General features: G+C 39.4%; 6 protein-coding genes. All 6 read right to left on the bottom strand.

The annotated features are described in order from the left end of the window. Nucleotides 1-63: 63 nt before the first annotated feature. Nucleotides 64-2,610, bottom strand: a complete 2,547-nt coding sequence (gene mprF, locus PS3_RS05550) for a bifunctional lysylphosphatidylglycerol flippase/synthetase MprF (RefSeq protein WP_050950858.1) — start codon at nucleotides 2,608-2,610, stop codon at nucleotides 64-66. Next, nucleotides 2,611-2,835 (bottom strand): alpha/beta hydrolase, encoded by a 225-nt coding sequence (locus PS3_RS10785; RefSeq protein WP_268869367.1) that lies wholly within the window; start codon nucleotides 2,833-2,835, stop codon nucleotides 2,611-2,613. 20 nt (nucleotides 2,836-2,855) lie between these two features. Beyond that, a complete protein-coding gene (locus PS3_RS05545; RefSeq protein WP_007122305.1) occupies nucleotides 2,856-3,467 on the bottom strand; it encodes an alpha/beta hydrolase in 612 nt (203 codons plus the stop codon). Nucleotides 3,468-3,557: 90 nt separating this feature from the next. Then, nucleotides 3,558-4,250: a CPBP family intramembrane glutamic endopeptidase gene (locus PS3_RS05540; RefSeq protein ID WP_040468301.1), complete on the bottom strand. Its 693-nt coding sequence runs from the start codon at nucleotides 4,248-4,250 to the stop codon at nucleotides 3,558-3,560. Nucleotides 4,251-4,300: 50 nt separating this feature from the next. Further along, a complete protein-coding gene (locus PS3_RS05535) occupies nucleotides 4,301-4,543 on the bottom strand; it encodes a transposase (RefSeq protein WP_040468300.1) in 243 nt (80 codons plus the stop codon). Nucleotides 4,544-4,633: 90 nt separating this feature from the next. Next, a partial coding sequence (locus PS3_RS10630; RefSeq protein ID WP_040468299.1) for a hypothetical protein occupies nucleotides 4,634-5,027 on the bottom strand: 394 nt, incomplete at its 5' end.

Below are 5,027 nucleotides of genomic sequence, written 5' to 3'. Positions count from 1 at the left end.
TATTTAATTATAAAATTTTACAAAATAAAGCAGGTGACCAAAAGTCACCTGCTTTAACCGTTTTCATTTTGCCCGCTGATTAACAACCGAAACTAAGGCTACCATGGTCGCAATTAAAGATTGTTTTTTCCGGTAAACCGTATACCGTGGTAGCCATTTGGAGGCATACTTCTCTTTATAACGCCGCAGCCCTTGGAAACCATAAAGACGATAGCCATATTCATAGATGAAATGGGCCATTTTTTCTTCCGTAAAGGAGAATTGTGATTGACCAACATTGGAGAGCGGAGCCATCCCGAGATCAAAATACTCATAGCCATTTTCCTGACCATATTCAAACATACTGATAAACAAAAGATCCATGATTCCGGATGGAGCTTGGTGACTATGACGCATCAAATCGATAGTTAAGATCTCCTTGCCCCCTGTTGGCATGAAGGTTACGAATGCGACGAGGACGCCATTAACATCCCGTACAATTCCCACGGGAGCTTCGTTCAGATATTGCTGAGAGAAAAAGCCCAACGAAAAACCCTTTTCAACCTGATCGCCTAACCAATCATCCGAGACCGCCTTTAACTCGGCCATCAAGTTATCATCAAAAGGCGGTTTCACCACTGAAAATTGATATTGCTCCCGTTCGAATTTATGAATTAAAGCCCGTTGAGAGCGTTGTTTCTTCCCCGCTAAGGTAAAGTCAGATAATTTCACTAAACCATCTTCACCAGTTTTTAGGAAATCAAAGCCATCTTCGTGCAACAACATCGTGACGGTTGAATCTACTTCATAAAAGACCGGTAGATAACCATATAAATCCGCCTCATTCACTAATTGATGAAGCGCCGCTGACCAGGTTTGCTGGTCCCCAACTGGATTCCCCATCACAATTAACTTATCGTATTTTTTCCGATACATAAAGAAGAGCCGGTCTTGCCCATCCACTTGGTAAAAGTAAATGTTCTTGTCTTGCAAATAGGCTAAATGACTAGTTTCGTTCCCCCCATACTGGGCAATGACCTGATCAACTCGATCCCGCGGAAAAGTTTGATCATTTTTAAAAGGATCCGCATAACGAGTGAAGTAATGTAAGATCCAAAGCATAATGCCAATTCCGATTAATAGACCGATAAAACCAGATAACCAGATATGTTCACCAGGAAAAAGTAGATAATCAGGGATGACATGGTCGGATTCGTAATTAGGTGTATTAACAATCCCGACCACAACATAAAGGATGAAACTACCTGCGAAAATTACTCCATCAAAAATGAATTTCCCCATTGAATATTGCAATTTGTAGCGATATAAGCTTCCCCGCATCCCCCAAACTACTAACAAGAGAATCAGGATATAGCCAGCTAGGGCCGGCAAGGCTAAATTAAAGAGCGCATTCAGTAGACCAATTACCAAGACAATTACGGTGGGCCAAAAGGCCTTCTTAACCCGCGCTTGCAGTCCTCGAGCACAAGCTAAGATCGCAATCGCAAACATGATCGTTGACAATTGATGAAGTAAAAAGAAGGTAAAGGGATAAAAATCCTGTAAGAACTTATTACTATCCGTTAAATCAGGAACTGAGGCCGCCACCAACATAATAATTCCGGTTAAATACATCAACCCCGTCCCGATCAAGTACATCGTCTGATGAAAAATTAGGGCCGGCAAATGGTTAAAATGCTCATTTAAATTCTTTAGAATCCGATGAGTAAAGAGGATCCCCCCTAGCACTAAGGGCACAATGTGATAAAAGACCCGGAATAAAAGGAGCCAAGCCACCGCAGTTGGTCGCGAAACCCCCAACATGACTAATTCGACCATCATGATGACGTCAAAAGAACCAATCGCGCCAGGAATCATTGAGATAACCCCGATGATTTGGGCCACAATATATAAGGGCACCACGGTCAGTAGGTTGATATGCACATCTAAGGCCCAGCCGACCAGTACGAAGAACAGAGTTACCCCTAACCATTCAAAGATTGAGCTCGTTACCACAAAGGATTCTAGTTTCCAAGAAAGATCTTTAAAGAGGGTGTCACCCTTAAAGCGGGTGAAGATAATCATGGCTGGCGAATATAACCCCCCCAAGACAAGCCAAATGGCATAGCGATTAAAGTGCCCGCCATCATGGAGCCCAAACATAATAAATAAGGCTAGCCAACAGATGACTGAAAGACCAGACGCCAGAAAAATGGAAATCTTCGCAATCGCATTCAAAATTTGCTTGCGATCGGCGTCCTTGCTATAAAAATAGGCCCGTAAGGAAGAGCCGAGCACCCCACCAAAGCCCGCAATATTGGTTAAGGTGTTGGTCACCCACCCACTTTGAATGATGTAACGCGGCGAAAATTTACCAGGCAGTAAACGAGTGATTGTGACGTCATAACCCAACATCGGCACGACCGCTAAAATCCCACAAATGGCTAAAATTAATAAATGATCCCATGATTGTCGGCCTAATTGCACCCCAACTTGGTCCCAACGAACATCACGACTAAACATAATCAGGGCCACAATCACAAAAAAGACCATCGAAGAAACAAAGACTAATTTAATTGGTTTTTCATACCGATCCCAAAAAGCTAATCCGCTTTGATATAGTTTTTTCATTTACCTACTCCCCCACAAAACCTGAATAATATCCCTTAATATCGTATTATTTTGGTGTAGTTGAATGTGTGTCGTGTTCTTAAAAATCCGTTGGTGATAAGTAATCTTCTGGCGATGAAGAAGTGTTTTTAACATTAGGGATTGAATCGTTGGAACTTCACCATCTGTCGTCGTTGAGCCCGGTTGATGCCCCATCCAGTTATAAAAAGAGATTGTCGATGACAATTTTAAATGGCGAGCCTCTTTTAAGAGCGTCTTGTAATTATCATCTTGGGATTGTTTAAACAAGTGCGGATGAAAATGGATGCGGGTCCCAAAACTCTCCTCAACAGGGCCCCTAATAAAATGACTTTTTCAAATTGGATTTCTCGTCGAATTTTAGCATCTTCAAACAGAACGTGAATGAATTCGGTCCCGCCATAAGAGTGGCCGATTACGTTCAAGCGATCCACATGGTATTGATCATGCAGGGTTTCCAAAACCGCCCGCAATTCCTTCACCTGAGGTTTAAAAGTGGTGTCGTAATTCCAGGTATAAATGACCTGAATTAAAGGATTAGCCTTATTTTTTAACGACCCCGTCACGCTTACTCGGCAATCTGGTGATACCCGAACCACTAAGGCGTTTTGGGCTACGTTTTCTTTTTGGACTAACTTAATGAACTTACTATAAGTCCACCCACTCCCGCCCCAACCCGGAATTAAGAGGGTTGGCGTGGATGAATATTTCACGTGCGAATTGGTCTTTTTAATATTTTCACTTGGCGTGCCTTGAATTAAAAAAACTTGCACCGTTAAAAATAGCATTGTGGCGATTAATAAGGTTAAAATCAACCCTTTTAGGATCCGTTTTACCATCACTTTTACCATCTTCAATCATATATTTATCATCATGATAGCATAAATTCAGGGCTCAAGTAATCATGTTATGTAAGAGAAAGCGGTTAACTATCTAGTCAAACTAATGATAATAATTGAGACTACCCCAATGATTGCGGGAAAATTAAAGATGAAGTGTGTGAAAATCGGTAGCCAAATATTTCTACGCCAAAGGTAAAGTAAAGATAAAATCATTCCTGCGAAAGCATATGGAATCGTCGCAATAAAACTACCATTAAAATTGTAATAATGAGAGAAACCAAATAATAAATTGGTAATGATAAACAAAATACCAAAAACTAATTTATGCTTTCGATATCGGTACCACATATCATGACGAAAGGCGATTTCTTCAAATATTGCCACCATCAGATTAATGATTGCAGCATATAAATTGGTGAAGATTCCGAAGACACCATTAATCGGAATAATGAGCTCTTTGGGGCCATTGGCTGGAATAAATTGATTAAAATACTTTCGACTGAATGTTACCACTACTATTAAAATCAATACTGACACGAGTGAAATTAAAATATTAGCCCATTTTTTCTTTTTGAAATCCTGCCACTGTTCCCTTAAGTAAGCATGATATTTAAAGATCTCATATCCAAATAAGGCAATAAACCATCCAGAACCAAGGTAAGTATAGATGAAGGCATTTTCTCCTGCCACTGCTCGAATCACCGTTAAGAATAGTAGCGTACCAATGACATTAATCAAAACAGCGGCTAAATATGGTTTAAAAATACTAAATTTGGTCAATATAATGATTCTCACTTTCTTTATTTTGAATAATATCACACGATGATTATTTACTTATCTAACCTCATGGATTTCTTTAGCACGGCGATTTCTTCTCGTGCCTCTTGAATTTGGCGCTTTAGTTGGGCAATCTCCTGGTCTTTTGCTTTATCAGCTTGAATCCATTGCCGTAAGACGTGGCTCTCAATTCCTAACTGTTTCCCAATTTCGTCAACGGTCAGCTGATTTTTATGAGCTGCATAATACTGAAGCGCTTGTTCTCTAAATTCTCTATCATAACGGTGCTTAGCCATTTTTTGTCCTCCATTTTTCTCGTTTTTTACTATTAAAGCAGCGTCATTAACAACCAACTTATTATCATTTCTTTCTCAAAAACTTTATTCTTACTCTATCGCAAAATAAATAAGAAAAATAGCTTCAAAACTTACCAATGAAATGATTAAATTGACTGCGGCCGTTTTTAAAAAGCTAGAACAGTATTGAAATTTTATTTGACATTTTGATCGCCAGGAAATCCCAAGTAAAACGATCATACCTATAATCAAGACGGCTGGTGAAACGTAAATTAATGTCAATTTGTAAGCATAACTATATAAAATTGAACTCATGAAAACGGCAATAGTTAAAATTCCTAATAATTTTGCCAATTTGGGCCTAAAAAATAATCCCCAAAAATCGATCACTACCATTATAAAATTTAACAATAGAGCCAAGAACAACGGGAATACCCCGTGTTGATCAATATAAATTTCATCTAATAGAGAATATGGTAAAACC

This window comes from Limosilactobacillus gastricus PS3 (assembly GCF_000247775.1).
Lineage (GTDB): Bacteria > Bacillota > Bacilli > Lactobacillales > Lactobacillaceae > Limosilactobacillus > Limosilactobacillus gastricus_A.
The sequence above is the reverse complement of the archived record's forward strand: the minus strand, read 5'-3'. Positions and strand labels throughout refer to the sequence as shown.